At 63.6% G+C, this 16,535-nt stretch carries 12 protein-coding genes; 8 read left to right on the top strand and 4 right to left on the bottom strand.

What is annotated here, in order from left to right; genetic code table 11:
* Positions 1–22 precede the first annotated feature (22 nt).
* The 4 genes from K5R33_RS14510 to bcp all read right to left on the bottom strand — a co-directional run bounded on the left by K5R33_RS14510 (position 23) and on the right by bcp (position 3,317).
* The gene (locus K5R33_RS14510) at positions 23–526 is read right to left on the bottom strand and encodes a bactofilin family protein (RefSeq protein WP_220749778.1); all 504 of its coding nucleotides are present in this window, start codon (positions 524–526) and stop codon (positions 23–25) included.
* On the bottom strand, positions 516–1,847 hold the full coding sequence (locus K5R33_RS14505) for a M23 family metallopeptidase (protein WP_220749777.1): 1,332 nt from the start codon (positions 1,845–1,847) through the stop codon (positions 516–518). The genes K5R33_RS14510 and K5R33_RS14505 overlap by 11 nt, the downstream gene beginning before the upstream one ends.
* A gap of 196 nt (positions 1,848–2,043) precedes the next feature.
* The gene (locus tag K5R33_RS14500; RefSeq protein ID WP_255576467.1) at positions 2,044–2,853 is read right to left on the bottom strand and encodes a ferritin-like domain-containing protein; all 810 of its coding nucleotides are present in this window, start codon (positions 2,851–2,853) and stop codon (positions 2,044–2,046) included.
* A complete protein-coding gene (gene bcp, locus K5R33_RS14495; protein ID WP_220749776.1) occupies positions 2,850–3,317 on the bottom strand; it encodes a thioredoxin-dependent thiol peroxidase in 468 nt (155 codons plus the stop codon). The genes K5R33_RS14500 and bcp overlap by 4 nt, the downstream gene beginning before the upstream one ends.
* 113 nt (positions 3,318–3,430) lie before the next feature.
* Here bcp and K5R33_RS14490 point away from each other — a divergent pair, with 113 nt between their 5' ends.
* From K5R33_RS14490 to uvrA, 8 genes are all read left to right on the top strand, one after another.
* Entirely contained in the window at positions 3,431–6,736 is a 3,306-nt protein-coding gene (locus tag K5R33_RS14490; RefSeq protein ID WP_220749775.1) for an AsmA-like C-terminal region-containing protein, read from the top strand.
* A gap of 8 nt (positions 6,737–6,744) precedes the next feature.
* Positions 6,745–7,791, top strand: a complete 1,047-nt coding sequence (gene queA / locus K5R33_RS14485) for a tRNA preQ1(34) S-adenosylmethionine ribosyltransferase-isomerase QueA (RefSeq protein ID WP_220749774.1) — start codon at positions 6,745–6,747, stop codon at positions 7,789–7,791.
* Positions 7,792–8,093: 302 nt separating this feature from the next.
* Positions 8,094–9,356, top strand: a complete 1,263-nt coding sequence (locus tag K5R33_RS14480; RefSeq protein WP_220749773.1) for an MFS transporter — start codon at positions 8,094–8,096, stop codon at positions 9,354–9,356.
* Positions 9,357–9,427: 71 nt separating this feature from the next.
* Positions 9,428–10,003 carry a DUF924 family protein gene (locus K5R33_RS14475; RefSeq protein ID WP_220749772.1) on the top strand — a complete coding sequence of 192 codons (576 nt, stop codon included), beginning with the start codon at positions 9,428–9,430 and terminating at the stop codon, positions 10,001–10,003.
* A 195-nt stretch (positions 10,004–10,198) separates the two neighbouring features.
* Positions 10,199–11,593, top strand: a complete 1,395-nt coding sequence (gene lpdA / locus K5R33_RS14470; protein ID WP_220749771.1) for a dihydrolipoyl dehydrogenase — start codon at positions 10,199–10,201, stop codon at positions 11,591–11,593.
* Between the two features lie 121 nt (positions 11,594–11,714).
* Positions 11,715–12,302, top strand: coding sequence for a lysozyme inhibitor LprI family protein (locus K5R33_RS14465; RefSeq protein WP_220749770.1), 588 nt, complete (start codon positions 11,715–11,717; stop codon positions 12,300–12,302).
* A gap of 121 nt (positions 12,303–12,423) precedes the next feature.
* Positions 12,424–13,575: an MFS transporter gene (locus K5R33_RS14460; RefSeq protein WP_220749769.1), complete on the top strand. Its 1,152-nt coding sequence runs from the start codon at positions 12,424–12,426 to the stop codon at positions 13,573–13,575.
* Between the two features lie 83 nt (positions 13,576–13,658).
* On the top strand, positions 13,659–16,535 hold the full coding sequence (gene uvrA / locus K5R33_RS14455) for an excinuclease ABC subunit UvrA (protein WP_220749768.1): 2,877 nt from the start codon (positions 13,659–13,661) through the stop codon (positions 16,533–16,535).

The raw sequence follows: 16,535 nt of genomic DNA, 5'->3' as shown, positions 1-16,535 counted from the left end.
GTCACCAAGGAACAGCGGTGACTTAGCTGTCCGACTTTGAGGCTGCGGCTGGTTTGCCGCCGAGCGGATCATCCTGGCGTTGGACGGCGCCCTCGAAGTGCGCGCCCGATTCGATGGCGATGGTCTTGTGGATGATGTCACCCTCAACGCGCGCCGTGGACGTCAGGCGCACCTTGAGGCCACGGACCCGACCGATAACACGGCCGTTCACCACGATATCGTCGGCGACGACTTCACCACGGACGACTGCGCCTTCGCCAACGGTCAGCAGGTGGGCGGAGATGTTGCCTTCGATCTCACCTTCGACCTGGATGTCGCCGGTGGTCTTGATGTCACCCTTGATCACAAGGTCCGAAGACAGCGTCGATGGGGCCACCTTCGGCTTCATCGCCGATGCGCCGGCACCAAGTTCAAGTCCCGCCGGTTTGGACGGCGGCGTGGCCGGGGCCGAGGATGGCGGCGTGCCCGGCTGTTTCGGTTTGTCGGCGTCGCCGCCGGGCTGGTTCAGTTTCGATTTAGAAAACATCCTGACCTGCGTTTAGGAAGGTGACTGGGTTCAAGGCGCGACCGCCGCGACGGATTTCGTAGTGCAGATGCACCCCGGTCGAGCGTCCGGTCGTTCCCATACCACCGATGCGTTGCGCGCGCGAGACCCTTTGACCAACACGCACGTTGATAGAATTCAGATGGGCGTAGCGCGTCTCGAAACCAAGGGGGTGTTGGATCTTTACCAACTTCCCATAACCGGACTGCCACCCTGCGTGGGTGACCACGCCCGCTGCCGTAGCGACAATGTCGGACCCGCGGGCGCCCGCGAAATCCAGGCCGGAGTGCATCCGACCCCAGCGTGGACCAAATCCGGAGGTGCGCCGGTGGGGGCCGGGCACAGGATGGGCCAGCGGCAGGCTTTCGGCGGCGATGCGGTAAAGATCGACCTCTTCCAGACGGTTGAGCAATCGGTTCGCGCGCTGGGTGTCCAAATCCGGGATGCCATCGGGATTGCCTCGGGTCGAGACGGTGACGGGCTCAAGCGGACCGCCGCGTCCGGAATACCCGCGCCGCACCTGCTCCAGGATGGCGTCGGTCGAAATACCTGACCGGGCGAAGACCTTTTCCAGGGGTTCTAGCGAGACCTCAACGGCCTCTTCCAAGCGACCAAAGATCCGTTCGTTCCGCTCGGCGACGACGTCGGCCATGGCTTCCATGCGGCTGATTTCCGCATCGGCCCCAGCGGCCACCACGACGGCTTCGTCCCGTTGGAGTGCGGTCGCGTCCAATACCTCGGCTAGGGCCGCTGCCGTGGCCGCTGCGTCCGCATGGAGACGTTCGGCTTGGGCCGCTGCTTCGGGTGCGTTTTCCAGTTTGGCCGTGGCCGTCATCACGTCTTCGCGCGCCGCGTCCCGTTCCGCCACGGTGCGACGCAGGGTGCGCTGGATCACTTCAATGCCGGTCTCAAGCTCTCGCGTGCGCTGTTCAGCGGCCAAGAGCTGCTCTTGCATCTTCGAGACTTCGGTGAGGGCGCTGTAGAACCGGTCGAGCGCCTGTTCGGCTTCGCGTGCCCGGGCGTCTCGCTCTCCGCTCAGGTCTTCCAAGCGATCCTCATAGGCCATCTGCGCGCGGGCGGTCTGTTCCTTCGTCGAGTTGGAGCTAATTGCCCCAATCAGAAAGAACGACGTCACCACGACGGTCCATCCCACAAGGACGGCACCGCCCAAAAGGATGCCCGCCTGGGTTGCGGGGCGCATACGGACAAATCGAGTCCCGGCGTCAGATTTAAGGAAAAGTCGTTGCTCGGGCAAATGGCGTTCCAGGCGCGCATTTACCTTATCCGACAGGCGTTGCTTCACGTCCCGTCTCCCCGTGTCTTGCAGCGCGACCTGCCTGTTCAGGTCGTGTGACGCGCCAATGGTCCGTTCCCCCACCCCGGCTTCCCTCCGAGGCGTATCGACGTGTTTTTAGGCGCTGCGTGACAATCGGGCAACCATTCTTACCGATTTGAAGCATTGTGAGCAGATTTTGCGCAGATTCCTGCCCGTTTGACCTTCAGGCCCCCTTTGCGAGGGGCCAGTAGAAGTCTGGCGGTATTCCGGCCTCGGCCCGTTTTTCTTCGTTAAATGGAGGCTTTAGCGCCCCATGGAAGTACTTTCGGACCAGCCCATGGAAGGTTGCCGTTGGGTCAATGTCATGACGTCCGCACAAGAAGTGAAACCACTTGGATCCATAGGCAACATGGCTCACTTCCTCTGAGTAAATCGTCTCCAGCGCCTCGACGGCGCGCGACTCACCCGCCTTGCGGAAGACGGCAATCATGTTTGGCGTCACGTCCAGCCCGCGTGCTTCCAAGACCATGGGCACGACCGCAAGGCGGCCCATCAGGTCTTCGGCGGTGTCTTCGGCGGCACGCCACATACCCGCGTGGGCGGGGAGGGCGCCATAGTGGCTACCGGCCTGCTCAAGGCAATCCGCCATCAGGTTGAAGTGCTTTGCCTCTTCATCGCCCGCTTTCACCCAGTCGTCATAGAAGCTGACGGGAAGGGGGACGTCGGAAAACCGCGCGATGATGTCCCAATGTAGGTCCACAGCGTTGAGTTCGATATGGGCCACGGCGTGCAACAGGGCGATCCGGCCCTCTGGCGTGCCGGGCTTGCGGTGGGGGACGTCGCGGGGGTTCAGCAGCACCGGCGCATCCGGTCGCGCAGGCCGCAAAGGTGGCCGCGCCACACCGATCTCCAACGGGGTCCCCGCCTCACGGGAAGCCCGCCATGTCGCCGCGTGCCGCCGCGCCAAGGCCGTCTTTTCCCGCCCGTCGCCGGTGGACAGAACCTCCACCGCCATGTCCGCAAGGGTGGTCACGCCTTAACGGCCTCCAAAACGGCGTCGGCATGACCGGGGACCTTCACCTTGCGCCAGACCTGTTTGATCATGCCATCGGCCCCAATCAGATAGGTCGCCCGTTCGATCCCCATGTACTTCTTGCCGTACATGTTCTTTTCGACCCAGACGCCATAGTCTTCGCAGGTCGTCCCGTTTTCGTCGGATACCAGGATGATTCCCAGGCTGTGCTTGGCGATGAACTTATCGTGCTTGGCCACGGGGTCTTTCGACACGCCGATCACCACGGCACCAGCGGCCGCAAAGGCATCCGCCTGTTCCGTGAAAGCGATGGCTTCCTTGGTGCAACCGGGCGTGTCGTCCTTGGGGTAGAAGTACAGAACCACCTGTTTGCCGGCGAAATCGGAGAGGCTCACCTCCGACCCACCGTCACGGGGCAAGGTGAAACCGGGGGCGGGGGCGCCTGGGGCGAGGGCGTCGGACATTTGGGACCTCCTGTTGTGCGCGCGATCTGTGGTAGCCGCGTCATTCTGACCGAGGACTTGGAACCCGACCCGCCCCAGGTCAAGGTAAAGACATCCAAGCGTCCAGAGGCCCCATGTCAGACCCGCCCCCCAAAGATCGACGCCAGCGGCCTGTTCGGGCCATGCTGTCGGTCTGTCTGGTGGCGCTGGTCGGCCTGTTGGGCGGATCGGCCTACCGGTTGACACAAGGTCCTGTGGCCTTGCCTGCTTGGCTCGTCACCCAGGTAGAGGTTCGGGCCAATCGCGCCCTGGCGGACCTTGATCTGTCGCTTGGCGGTCTGGGCCTAGCCTATGATCTTGAGGACCATGGCCTGCGGTTCATCGTGTCAGACGCCCGCCTGTCCCGCGCCGGGGAGCACGTGGTGCGCCTGCCGTCCCTCACCGCGACACTGGACGGGGCCCAGCTTGCCATGGGGCATATCCGGCCCCGATCCTTACGCTTGGACGGGCTGGCCTTGGATCTTGCGCGCAATGCGGACGGCCAGTTCAACCTGACACTGGGGGCAGGGGGCGGCGGTGCCTTGCCCCGTGACGCTGCCGAAGTGCTTGCGGCACTCGATATGTTCCTGGCAGCGCCGCTGGTTGCGGACCTCCGGTCGATCCGGGCCAGCGGGATTGCCTTGGGTGTCCGTGATGTCATCACGGGCCTGTCGCAGGACGTCACCGATGGCGACCTAACCGTCCTGCGCAGCGAGGCTGGCCTCGAGATGACCATGCGTGTGCGCCTACCGGTCGGCGCGGCACGTCCGGCCCGCTTGGCGATCACCCTGGCACGGGACGGCGTGGGCCAAGGGGCAAAGGGGACACTGGCCCTCGTGGATGTGCCGCTGGCGTATATGGGCGAGGCGGCGCCAGGTATTCCGGCCCTGTCCTTGGCCGAAGGCATGGTGTCCGCCTCTGCCACGGTGACGGTGTCGGAACAGGGTGTTCCCGGCCCAGTCCTCGGGCGGGTTGCGCTGCAAGACCTGCGCTCCGTGGACAGACCGGCACTGGCCTTGGACCGCGTTTCCCTGGATTACGGATGGACGCCTGGCTCGGGCCGCGTGGCCCTTACAGATCTGACGGCGAGTGCCGAGGACCTGTCCCTGCAAGCGTCCGGTCAGGTACTGTTCCCACAGGGGCTGACGGGTCCCATCCAAGGGCAATTGCGCTTGGGTGAGACGATCTTGAACCCCGACGATATGTTCGAGACGCGGGTGGCCTTCGACGATGGCGTGATTGAGGCTCAGATCACCCAGGCGCCGCTGGCCCTTCACCTCGGACAGGCGATGGTCACTGGCCCCTCCGGCACTGCGCGTTTGTCGGGGCGTTTGCGCTTTTTGCCAGACGGCCCGGAGGGGTCTTTGGCACTTGCGGTACCAGAGATGGCCGTTCCGCAGCTCAAGGCCCTGTGGCCGCCGAGTTTGCAGGTCCAGGCGCGCAGATGGTTCGTCAACAACATGATCGGCGGCACGGCGCAGGATGTCACGGGGGCGGTTCGGCTGTCACCGGGCCAACCGCCCGATGTTCTGGCCTCCTTTTCCTACACGGGCGGCAACCTGCGCTTCATGCGCTTCATGCCCCCGGCCGAAGCCGCGCGCGGTGCCGCCCACTTCGATGGGCGTCGTCTGGCCATGCGCGTGGACTCGGCCCTTGTGCCCGCCATTGGCCCGGGCGAGACGGCAACGCCTGAGACACCGCGCCTGCCACTGCGGGACACGACCTTTGTGATCGAAGACGCAACACAGCGCCCACCCGTGGGCGCGTTGAAAATGCGTGCCAGTGGCGATCTCGGCGATGTCCTGACCCTGCTGAACAACCGTCCCTTGCGGATATTGGACCGGTTGAAGCGGGATCGCGACTATTTGTCGGGCCGGGGCGACGCCCTGGTCGAAGTGAGGCTGCCCCTCCGCCAAGGGAATGCGCCTGCTGATATCGACTGGTCGGTTGCCGCCACGTTGCGGGACGTCCGAAGCAATCAGATCGTGCCCAACCGCGTGATCGAGGCCGAAAGCCTGGCGTTCCTTGTGACCCCTGCCGCAGTGGAAATCGAGGGGCAGTTGACCTTTGACGGGATCCCGTTTGACGGGGGCTGGCGCCAGGCCTTGCCGCCCCGGGGCACAGAAGCCATCGACCCCGATGCGCCCCCTCCGCCGCCGGTCCCGCTGCCAGAACCGGGCCGTGTCAATGGCCTCGCCCGTGTCTCACCCGCTGACCTTGAGCGATTAGGGATTGAGTTTGGCGCCTTGGATCTGTCTGGCCGGACCACGGCGCAAGTGTCGGTCACCGTGCCGCAAGGCCAGGCACCCAGCCTCTCGATTGCCAGCGATCTGCGCGGGCTGGAGATGTCGCTGCCCGCCCTGTCTTGGTCGAAACCGGCCGCGGCAGGTGCCTCGTTCGCTATGGAGGCCCGGCTTGGCGCGGCGCCCGAAGTGACGCGCCTGGACTTGGAGGCGTCGGGTTTGACGGCCCGAGGACGGGTAACACTGCGTGACGGCGGTGGGTTAGACACCGCCGCCTTCGACGTTGTGGACCTGGGGTGGTTCCGGGGACCCGTCACGCTGACCGGCCAGGGACGCGGGGCAGCACCGACGCTGACGGTGCGCGGAGGGCAGGCGGATTTCCGGCGCGCCACGTTGCGGGGCGGGCGGGGATCCGGCGCCTCGGGGGGCGGCAGCCCCATGCGCCTCGCCCTGGATCGTCTGATCCTCACCGATGGTATCGCGCTGACCGGTGTGCGGGCACAACTCCAGAGCGGGACGGGAACCTTCACGGGGCAAATCAACGGCGGGTCCGCGATTGAAGGCGTCTTGGTGCGACAGGGGGCGGGCACCGCTGTGCAGGTTCAGAGCCAAGACGCAGGCGAAGTCCTGCGGTCGGCGGGGCTGTTTCAGGACGCGCGCGGCGGCACTGTCCAGCTCACGTTGCAACCGACGGGTCAGCAAGGGATCTATGATGGGGCGCTACGGATCGCTGGCATCCGCATTCGCAACGCGCCTGCTTTGGCGTCGTTGCTTCAATCGCTCTCCGTGGTTGGCCTTTTGGAGCAGCTCCAAGGGGACGGGTTATCCTTCACAAGTGTCGAGAGCGATTTCACCCTTCGCCCAGGTGATATTGTCGTCCGTCGGGCCAGCGCCGTCGGGCCGAGCATGTCGATCACAGCGGACGGCGTTTACGATCTTGGATCCAAAGCCGTGGATATGCAGGGAGTCGTCTCGCCGATCTATGTCGTCAATGGCCTGTTTGGTGCGTTGTTCGCCAGAGAGGATGAGGGACTCTTCGGGTTTACGTATCAAATCAATGGGTTGGTGAATAATCCTAATGTGACTGTGAACCCGCTGTCGATTTTGACCCCCGGTATCTTCCGAGAGATCTTTCGCCGCCCCCCGCCGGAGGGCTAAGAGGCCCCATGAAGCTGAGCGATTTTGATTTTGAACTGCCCGAAGACCTGATTGCGACGCGACCTGCGCGGCCACGGTCGTCGGCACGCCTGATGGTGGTTGAACCCGAGACAACCACCGACGCCGCGGTGACCGATCTGGTGTCCTGGTTGCGCCCCGGGGACAGGCTCGTCCTCAATAATACCAAGGTGATACCGGCACGCCTTAATGGTGTTCGCCTGCGCGATACGACCGATGGGTCGGGGCGGGCCAAGTGCGAGTTCACTTTGATCGAAGCACAACCCAACGGCGCTTGGAAAGCCCTCGTGAGACCCCTGCGCAAGTTGCGGGACGGCGATCTGGTGGAGTTCGACGGCGGTTTGACAGCCCAGGTTTCGGAGCGAACTTCGCAGGATGTAGTTCTGACGTTTAACAGCGATGGCAAGGCGTTAGAGGACGCTCTTAATGTTGTCGGTCAAATGCCCTTGCCCCCCTATATCGCGGCCAAGCGGACCCCGGATCGCCAGGACCACGACGACTATCAGACGATCTGGGCGCGCCACGCGGGGGCGGTCGCGGCCCCGACGGCCTCCCTCCATTTTGACGCACCGCTCTTAGAGGCGCTGCGGGCGCGGGGTGTGGCCTTTACCGAGGTGACGTTGCACGTGGGTGCCGGAACGTTTCTTCCTGTCAAGGTCGAGGATGTTACGACCCATCGGATGCACGCCGAGTGGGGGGAGGTCACGGCAGAAGCCGCCGAAAGCATTGCCAGAACGAAAGCCGACGGAGGGCGTGTGATCCCGGTTGGAACCACGGCCCTGCGGCTGCTCGAAACCGCTGGCCGAAGTGGGGCCATCGCGCCTTTCCGGGGGGAGACGGAAATCTTCATCTATCCGGGGTTCACGTTTCGCGTGGCGGACGGGTTGATGACAAATTTCCACCTGCCGCAGAGCACTTTGCTGATGCTGGTTAGCGCCTTGATGGGGCGGGATCGGATGTTGGCGGCCTATGCCCATGCCGTGGCGGAGCGGTATCGGTTCTTTAGCTATGGGGATGCGTCCTTGCTGTTGCCATGACGCGCGGCGGACGCGGGAACCCGGCGAAATGCGATGGGTGATCTAGGCGTGACACAGGGGTGATCTGGGTCGGACGCGCGTGCGGACGGTTGCGAACGCGCCGCAGGGTCGAAGCGTCCTGCGCCAACCAAAGGTCTATCCCGGTGAGAGCCTCGATATGGTTAAGGGATGCCCCGTTTGCGCCCCGCATAATGGCCAAAGCGAAATTGCGCCTTTGACGTAAACTCATGTCGGTTTCGGTCTAGACCGACGGGCGTCGCCGCGCGTAGGGCGGGCGAAACACTCCGCGCCCGAGGCCCGCCATGTTGACCGTTCTCCGCAATTCCTGGGCACTGCTCTTTGGCGTGCTGCTTCTTATGATGGGCAACGGGATCCAAGGCACGTTGCTGGGCGTCCGGGGTGAGATCGAGGGGTTCTCCACGGGCTCCATGTCGATCATCATGTCGAGCTATTTCGCGGGCTTTCTGCTCGGCTCGCAATTGGTGCCGGATCTGATCCGAAAGGTGGGACACGTCCGGGTCTTTGCCGCCCTTGGGTCCTTGGCGAGTGCCGGTCTGATCGTGTTTCCGGCGGTGGTTGACCCGATCGTCTGGACGGGGCTGCGACTGCTGTTGGGGTTCTGCTTTTGCGGCGTCTACATCGTTGCCGAAAGCTGGCTGAACAACACGACCAGCAATGACATGCGGGGGCGGGCCCTCTCGCTGTATCTGATTGCACAAATGACAGGTGTCGTTTTGGCCCAAGGGGTGTTTGCCATCGGGGACGCTGCAGATTTCCACCTGTTCATTACTGTGTCCGTCCTGGTGTCCTTGGCCTTTGCGCCGATCCTGCTGTCGGCCAGCCCCGTGCCGCCGTTTGAGACGACCGAGGCGATGTCCTTTCGCGAACTCTATCAGGTGTCGCCCCTGGGGTTCGTGGGCATGTTGCTGCTGGGTGGTATGTTCTCGGCGATGTTTGGGATGGCCGGTGTCTATGGCGCGTTGATTGATCTGAGCGCGGGTCAGATCGCCGTATTTGTCTCCGCCATCTATGCGGGGGGCATGTTGCTGCAATATCCCATCGGCTGGCTGTCGGATCGGATGGATCGGCGACAGCTCGTGGTGGCGGGCTCGGTCTTTGGAGGGCTGGGATGCGCCCTTGGGTTTAGCGGTCTAGGCGGGTTTGGCGGCCTGCTCGTGGCCGCTTTCGTCATGGGCGGCGTGGCGAACCCGCTTTATGGCTTGCTGTTGGCCTATACAAATGACTTCCTTGACCCGGAGGATATGGCGTCGGCCTCGGCACGGCTGCTGTTTGTGAACGGAGTGGGGGCGATTGGAGGGCCGCTGCTGACGGGGTGGTTGATGGACACCGTGGGGCCACGCGGATTTTGGTTGTTCGTCGGCGTGCTGATGGCAGCCCTGGCGGGGTACGCCCTGTGGCGGATGACGCGGCGCCCAGCGGTAGAGGTCGAAGACAGCGCGGCGTTTGTCGGCGTGATGGCGGGCGTTGCTACGCCCGTGACCATGACCAACCTCGTCGACGAATGGGAGGAGCAGCTGTCCCAGGACGCCGAAGCGGAGACGTGATCCGTCGGGGCTAGGCCCGGGGCGCCGCGCCCGAAGGAGGAGACAGAAGGTGCATTTGGGGAGGAGAGACCATGGCACAGGATCCAGAACACATCATCAGCTTTTGGTTAGACGAGGTCGGACCGAAAGGGTGGTACACGCCTTGGGACGGTCTGGACGATGACATTCGAGACCGATTTCTGCCGACCTGGGAGGAGGCGCGCAGCGGTCAGTTGGACACGTGGCGGTGCTGCGCGCGCTCTGCGCTCGCCCTGTTGCTGGTTACGGATCAGTTTCCGCGCAATATGTTTCGCGGCTCGCCGCAGGCGTTCGAGACCGATGCTTTGGCGCGGGAAGTGGCCGGACAATCCATCGTGCGCGGCTACGACATGCAGGTCGCGTCGCCCGCGCGTCAATTCTTCTATTTGCCGTTGGAACACTCGGAGACTTTGCCCGATCAGGCCCGGGCCGTGCGTTTGATTGCCAGTCGCATGGACGCACCGGAGACGCTGGTCCATGCCCGCGCCCATCGGGAGGTGATCCGCCGGTTTGGGCGCTTCCCCTATAGAAATGAGCCGCTCGGGCGTCGGACCACGCAAGCGGAGGCGCGCTTTATAGAAGACGGCGGCTACGGCGCGATTCTGCGAGAGGTGCAGGGCGTGGCGTAACGGCGACCTGTCCCGCGCAAGACCTGGTTTTTGAGACTTGTCGGGTCAGATGGCCGCCCCGAGGATCCTTTGGGGCGGCTTTTGCGTTTCAAACGGACCGTTGCGCCCGTGCAAACCCGCCCTTCAGGCCCTAGGCAAGCGAGCCGAAACAGGGTAGTTCAACGTTAAACAATTTTTCACGCGAAAGGTGTGACCATGGCCAAATCCTTCGACCTGATCGTGATCGGCGCCGGTCCTGGCGGCTACGTAGCTGCCATTCGGGCGGCCCAATTGGGCCTCTCGGTTGCCTGTATCGAGCGGGAGCACTTGGGCGGTATCTGCCTCAACTGGGGCTGCATCCCCACGAAGGCGATGTTGCGGTCATCGGAGGTCTTTCACCTGATGCACCGTGCCAAGGAATTCGGGCTGAGCGCGACGGGCATCGACTACGATCTGGACGCCGTGGTGAAGCGGTCGCGGGGCGTGGCCAAGCAACTGTCCGGCGGGATCGGGCATCTGTTCAAAAAGAACAAAGTCACTTCGATCATGGGGGAGGCCACGCTCACCGGTAAGGGGAAGGTCGCGGTCAAGACCGACAAGGGCACCGAAGAGTTGACGGCCAAGAACATCGTGCTCGCAACCGGGGCGCGGGCGCGGAACCTGCCGGGGCTGGAGGGCGATGGCAAGCGGGTCTGGACCTATAAGCACGCGTTGCAACCGGCCCATATGCCCAAGAAGCTTCTGGTGATTGGATCGGGCGCCATCGGGATCGAGTTCGCCAGCTTCTACAACACCTTGGGGGCCGAGACGACTGTCGTCGAGGTCATGGATCGCGTCCTGCCGGTGGAGGACGAGGAGATCTCGAAGTTCGCCAAGAAGCAGTTCGAGAAGCAGGGGATGACGATCCTGCAAAAGACCACGGTCAAATCTCTGGATCGTCAGGCGGATAAGGTCATCGCGACGCTGGATGCGGGCGGCAAAGAGACGACGCTAGAGGTGGATACGGTGATTTCGGCCGTGGGCATCGTGGGCAATGTGGAAGGGCTGGGCCTGGAAGCCCTAGGCGTCAAGATTGACCGGACCCATGTGGTGACCGATGAATACTGCCGCACGGGGGTCGAGGGACTTTATGCGATTGGCGATATCGCTGGTGCGCCCTGGCTGGCGCATAAGGCCAGCCACGAAGGCGTCATGGTCGCCGAGTTGATTGCCGGGAAGAACGACGTCCACCCCGTCAAGCCGGAGAGCATCGCGGGCTGCACCTACTGTCATCCCCAGGTCGCAAGCGTTGGCTTGACGGAGGCGAAGGCCAAAGAGGCTGGGTTCGACATCAAAGTCGGGCGCTTCCCCTTCATCGGGAACGGGAAGGCCATCGCCCTGGGCGAGCCCGAGGGCATGGTTAAGACGATTTTTGACAAGAAGACCGGCGAGTTGCTGGGCGCGCATATGGTCGGTGCAGAAGTGACGGAGCTGATCCAGGGCTACGTGGTGGGCCGTCAGTTGGAGACCACCGAGGAAGACTTGGCCCATACGGTGTTCCCGCATCCGACATTGTCGGAAATGATGCACGAAAGTGTTTTGGACGCCGACGGTCGCGCCATCCATTTCTGACGCACGCGAGGGGCTGGCTCTGGTCGTCTCCTGACGGCCTTGCCCCTTGGCCCGGGCTGCCTTGCGGGGCACTCTGACGGGATACGGTTTGATTCCATTTGTCCTGTTGTCGGAGTGCCCCATGCGACGATCCATCCTCCATGTCGTTTTAACGCTCGTCCTGGTCATGTCCGCGGCGATGGCCGGCGCCCAGAGCTTGTCGCGCAAGGACGTGCGGCAGCTGCAGTTTATGCTGACCGAGATGGGCTATCGCCCTGGCGGGATCGACGGCGTCGCCGGGCAAGGGACGCTCCGCGCCTTGCAGGCCTTCGAGAACGACATCGTGGCGCCCGGTGCGGTTCCCGAACAAGCCCGCATCGATGGGACGGCGTTGTTCCGTGTCCGTTTCAAGTACGACCGCAATCACCGGGCGGTCAGCGGGCCGCCGCCCGCTCCGGTTCGCACAGTCGTGAGGCCCAGCTTTGATTGCGCCCGTGCGGGGACGCCGACCGAGTTGGCGATCTGCGCCGATGCCAACCTGGCGCAACTCGATTCACAAATGGCCGCCCAATATCAGTCGATTAGACGGCGGTTGAGCAATGCGGGCCGCGCCCGTCTGCTGGAAGAGCAGCGCGGCTTTTTGCGGGGCCGCGATGCCTGCGGGGCCAATGCCGGTTGTATCAACAACGCCTACCGCTTTCACATGGACCGGATCGCCGTGATGTTCTGATGATTGTCTGCCGTCACCTTATGGCTGTGACGGAGGCGCGTAGACGGTTCGGTCAAAGCCCCGTGACCACGCACAAGGGGATGGTCTGGCCTTTCGGGCAGGGCGCTGGCAGGGAGGTCCCATGGAACGCACGCAGTGGGGCCTTGTCGGGCTGATCTTTGTTGGTGGCCTCCTGGCGGCTGCTCAATTTGGCAAAATCTCTCTGGTTTTGCCCGAAGTGGCCGACGTCTTCGGGCGACCGGTCACCGCGGTCGCCATTCTTGTGTCTCTGGTCGGTATCATGGGGTTGATCCTCGGCCCCATGGCCGGTGGGCTGGCGGCCAGCTTTGGGGTTGGGCGCACGTTTCTCGCCGGGCTTCTGCTGGGCGGGGCGATGTCGCTGGTGCAGGCCCTGGGGCCGCCGTACTGGGTGTTTGCCGCCTCTCGCGGGGTGGAGGGTCTGGCCCACCTCGCCTTGGTTGTCGGAGGGCCGCCCCTGATGGCGGCTGCGGCCCGGGACGCGGACAGGCCCCTCGTCATGGGGCTCTGGGCTGTGTTCTTCGGGGCCTCCCTGGCGGGTTCGGCGCAGATCTTTCCGTGGATCCTTGGGGCTGGGGGGCTGCCGCTTCTGTTTGCGTTGCACGGCTTGGCGCTTCTGGCCCTGGCGGCGGTTCTCTGGAGGCGGGTGCCGCGCGGCCCGATGGCGCCGCTGTCGCTCAACCCCGTAACCATTCATCGGGAGATCTACGGCGCGATCCGCTACATGGCGCCGGGTCTGGGCTTCGTTTGCTATACGTTTCTCTTCATCGCGGCGATTGCCTTTCTGCCCGAGGCCCTGGCGCGACCGGCCTTGGCAACGGTCCTACCGCTTGTCACCCTGGCGTCCACCTTGGCCGGTGGCGCCCTGTGTCGGAGGTTTGCACCCCATCACGTGGCTGCCGTCGGGTATGCCGGGACCCTATTGGGGGCGTTAGGTGTGCTGATCGGGCTGCCCTTCGCAGTGGAGGCCGCGTTCCTGAGCATGGGACTGATCCCGGGGGCGAGTTTCGCGTCGATTCCCGCGTGGAATGCCTCTGCTGGGGACAGGGCACGGGCGACGGGGGCGATTGCGCAACTCGGGAATTTGGGCACGGTCAGCGGCACGCCGGTCTTCGCCGTGGCTTATACGGGCGGCGGGCTTGCCGCGCTGATCTGGGTCATCGTGGGGGCGGCCGCCTTGGGCCTGATGCTGGTTTTATGGTCAGGGCGCCGGGCCACTGGCGCGGGCGGCGGCGATTTGTTAGATGTTCGTTAAATGTTCCAGGGGGAGTCGCTGTCCCCGGATTGCCAGGGCGGGCCACGTCCCTAGGTAGTGGGATTGCAGATGTCGGGGGCACCATGGCCGAGCAAAAGTTCATCGAAGTGCGCGGCGCGCGCGAGCATAACCTCAAGGGCGTCGACGTGGATATCCCGCGCGATCAGCTTGTGGTCATCACCGGGTTGTCTGGGTCGGGCAAGTCATCGCTCGCCTTCGATACGATCTATGCGGAGGGGCAGCGCCGCTACGTAGAATCGCTCAGCGCCTATGCGCGGCAGTTCCTCGATATGATGCAAAAGCCAGATGTGGATCACATCACGGGTCTCAGCCCTGCGATCTCGATTGAGCAAAAGACGACCTCCAAGAACCCACGCTCAACCGTTGGCACGGTGACCGAGATCTACGATTACCTGCGCTTGCTGTTTGCACGGGCGGGCACGCCCTATTCCCCTGAGACGGGTGAGCCGATCACGGCCCAGCAGGTCCAGGACATGGTCGACCGGGTCATGGCCATGGCTGAGGGGACGCGCGGTTACCTGCTGGCGCCCATCGTGCGCGACCGCAAGGGTGAGTACCGCAAAGAGATGTTGGAGCTGCGCAAGCAGGGATTTCAGCGCGTTAAGGTAGATGGAGAGTTCTACGACCTGGATACCCCGCCCGAGCTGGACAAGAAGTTCCGCCATGACATCGACGTGGTCGTGGACCGGATCGTTGTGCGCGAAGGGTTGGAGCAGCGGTTGGCCGACAGCTTCCGCACCGCGCTGGATTTGGCAGACGGCATCGCCATCCTGGAGACCGCCCCGAAGGAGGGCGACCCGGTCCGGGTGACCTTCTCCGAGAAATTCGCTTGCCCGGTCAGTGGCTTCACCATCCCGGAGATCGAGCCTCGCCTGTTTTCCTTCAACGCACCTTTCGGGGCCTGCCCGTCCTGCGATGGCCTGGGGCATGAATTGTTTTTCGACGAACGGCTGGTGGTGCCGGACGCGACGTTGCCCTTGGCCAAGGGGGCGTTGGCGCCCTGGAACAAGGGAAAAAGCCCATACTTCATCCAGACCATCGACAGCATCGCGAAACACTTTGAGTTCGATAAGTCGCTGGCTTGGAAAGACCTGCCATCCAAGATCCAACAGGTGTTTCTGCGCGGGTCTGGCAAAGAGAAGATCAAGTTCCGCTATGATGAGGGTGGCCGCATCTATGAGGTGACGCGCGTTTTCGAGGGGGTGATCCCCAACATGGAACGTCGTTACCGCGAAACCGACAGTGCCTGGGTCCGTGAAGAGTTTGAGCGGTATCAGAACAACAGACCCTGTGGCGCCTGTGGCGGGTATCGCCTGCGGCCCGAGGCTTTGGCCGTCAAGATCGGTGGCCCAGAGCCCGAGGCGCGGCTGCATGTGGGTCAGGTGGTCGAGATGTCGATCCGCGAGGCGTTGGACTGGGTGGACTCGGTGCCTGCGGCACTGTCCAAGCAGAACAACGAAATCGCGCGGGCGATCCTGAAGGAAATTCGGGAGCGGTTGGGCTTTCTGAACAACGTGGGTCTGCAATACCTGACGCTCAGCCGGAATGCCGGCACGCTGTCGGGCGGCGAAAGCCAACGGATCCGTTTGGCCTCGCAGATCGGCTCGGGTCTGACCGGGGTTCTCTATGTGCTGGACGAGCCGTCCATCGGGTTGCACCAGCGGGACAACGACCGCCTGCTCACCTCGCTCAAAGGTCTGCGGGATCAGGGGAACACGGTGGTCGTGGTCGAACACGATGAGGAAGCGATCCGCGAAGCCGACTACGTCTATGACATTGGGCCGGGCGCGGGGGTCCACGGGGGCACCGTCGTGGCCCATGGTAAGCCGGAGGAATTGGCGGCGAACCCGGCCTCGGTGACCGGTGATTACCTGGCAGGGCGGCGTGAGATCTCGGTGCCCGCCGCGCGGCGTAAGGGCAACGGTAAGAAGGTTCGCGTGGTCAAGGCCACTGGCAATAACCTGAAGGGCGTGACCGTCGACTACCCGCTGGGCAAGTTCGTCGCCGTCACCGGTGTGTCGGGTGGCGGTAAGTCCACGCTAACCATTGAGACTCTGTTCAAGACCGCTTCGATGAAGCTGAACGGTGCGCGGCAAACGCCCGCGCCTTGTGAGACCGTCAAGGGCCTGGAACACCTCGATAAGGTTATCGACATCGACCAGCGCCCCATCGGGCGGACGCCCCGGTCGAACCCGGCGACCTATGTGGGGGCCTTCACGCCGATCCGCGACTGGTTCGCGGGCCTGCCCGAGGCTAAGACGCGCGGCTACAAGCCCGGCCGGTTCAGCTTCAACGTAAAAGGCGGCCGCTGCGAAGCCTGCCAAGGCGATGGGGTCATCAAGATCGAGATGCACTTCCTGCCTGACGTCTATGTGGAGTGCGAGACCTGCAAAGGCGCGCGCTACAACCGCGAAACGCTGGAGATCAAGTTCAAGGGCAAAAGCATCGCCGACGTCTTGGACATGACCGTCGAGGACGCGCAGGAGTTCTTTAAGGCCGTGCCGTCGATCCGCGAAAAGATGGACGCGCTGATGCGGGTCGGCCTGGGCTACATCAAGGTGGGGCAACAGGCGACGACCCTATCGGGCGGTGAGGCGCAGCGCGTGAAGCTGTCGAAGGAGCTGTCCAAGCGCTCCACCGGTCGGACGCTTTACATCCTGGATGAACCGACGACGGGTCTGCACTTCGAGGACGTGCGCAAGCTTTTGGAAGTGCTACACGAATTGGTCGATAGCGGGAACACCGTTGTGGTGATCGAACACAACCTCGACGTGGTAAAGACCGCTGACCATGTGATCGACATCGGCCCGGAGGGTGGCGATGGCGGTGGCACAGTGGTTGCCACTGGCACGCCCGAACAGGTGGCCGAAGCCGAGGGCAGCCATACGGGGCACTACCTGAAGCCATTGCTGGGTAAGGGTAAGATCGCAGCGGAATAG

The organism is Jannaschia pagri, from assembly GCF_019655435.1.
Taxonomy (GTDB): Bacteria; Pseudomonadota; Alphaproteobacteria; order Rhodobacterales; family Rhodobacteraceae; genus Jannaschia; species Jannaschia pagri.
Note: the sequence above shows the minus strand (reverse complement) of the source record. Positions and strands in the feature narration are given on the sequence as shown.

What these genes read in the sequence shown, in the direction of transcription:
- K5R33_RS14510 (WP_220749778.1), bottom strand. Translation starts at nt 526, where the DNA reads ATGTTTTCTAAATCGAAACTGAACCAGCCCGGCGGCGACGCCGACAAA.
- bcp (WP_220749776.1), bottom strand. Translation starts at nt 3,317, where the DNA reads ATGTCCGACGCCCTCGCCCCAGGCGCCCCCGCCCCCGGTTTCACCTTG.
- K5R33_RS14490 (WP_220749775.1), top strand. Translation starts at nt 3,431, where the DNA reads ATGTCAGACCCGCCCCCCAAAGATCGACGCCAGCGGCCTGTTCGGGCC.
- queA (WP_220749774.1), top strand. Translation starts at nt 6,745, where the DNA reads ATGAAGCTGAGCGATTTTGATTTTGAACTGCCCGAAGACCTGATTGCG.
- K5R33_RS14480 (WP_220749773.1), top strand. Translation starts at nt 8,094, where the DNA reads ATGTTGACCGTTCTCCGCAATTCCTGGGCACTGCTCTTTGGCGTGCTG.
- K5R33_RS14475 (WP_220749772.1), top strand. Translation starts at nt 9,428, where the DNA reads ATGGCACAGGATCCAGAACACATCATCAGCTTTTGGTTAGACGAGGTC.
- lpdA (WP_220749771.1), top strand. Translation starts at nt 10,199, where the DNA reads ATGGCCAAATCCTTCGACCTGATCGTGATCGGCGCCGGTCCTGGCGGC.
- K5R33_RS14465 (WP_220749770.1), top strand. Translation starts at nt 11,715, where the DNA reads ATGCGACGATCCATCCTCCATGTCGTTTTAACGCTCGTCCTGGTCATG.
- K5R33_RS14460 (WP_220749769.1), top strand. Translation starts at nt 12,424, where the DNA reads ATGGAACGCACGCAGTGGGGCCTTGTCGGGCTGATCTTTGTTGGTGGC.
- uvrA (WP_220749768.1), top strand. Translation starts at nt 13,659, where the DNA reads ATGGCCGAGCAAAAGTTCATCGAAGTGCGCGGCGCGCGCGAGCATAAC.